Genomic DNA, 492 nt, shown 5'->3' on the forward strand with positions numbered 1-492 from the left:
CCCAGCCAGAACGCCGACGGCGACGTCATCGACATCGCGCTGCACACCATCACCGTGCAGAACTTCGACAAGACCATCACCACCATCCCCACCAAGAAGCTGGTGACCGAGTCGTTCAAGAACTGGCGCGGCATGCAGGAGGCCGGCGGGCGCCGGATCAAGCGCGCGCTGTACCTGGACCAGCACAGCGTCGGCTTCCTGGACGAGGGTGACCTGGCCTTCCTCGGCGAGTTCGCGCTGCTGCGCGACTACCTGCGCGACAAGGAACAGGAACTGGGGCAGTGGAACGGGCGCCTGCGCGAGCAGGGCGTGGCCGAGGTCAACAGCCGCCGCGTGACCAACCTGGGTACGTTCCGGGCCTATGTGGAGCGCTACCTGCGCAGCCACCCGGGCATCCATACCGACATGACCCTGCTGGTACGGCAGCTGCAGCCGACCACCGAGGGCCTGCCGCTGGAGCTCTACTGCTTCACCCGCAGTACTGCCTGGGCC

At 66.9% G+C, this 492-nt stretch carries 1 protein-coding gene; it reads left to right on the forward strand.

Annotated features, from left to right (window positions below):
* A partial coding sequence (locus D7X55_RS46035; RefSeq protein WP_147470478.1) for a mechanosensitive ion channel domain-containing protein occupies positions 1-492 on the forward strand: 492 nt, incomplete at both ends.

This window comes from Corallococcus sp. AB049A, assembly GCF_003668885.1.
Lineage (GTDB): Bacteria > Myxococcota > Myxococcia > Myxococcales > Myxococcaceae > Corallococcus > Corallococcus interemptor.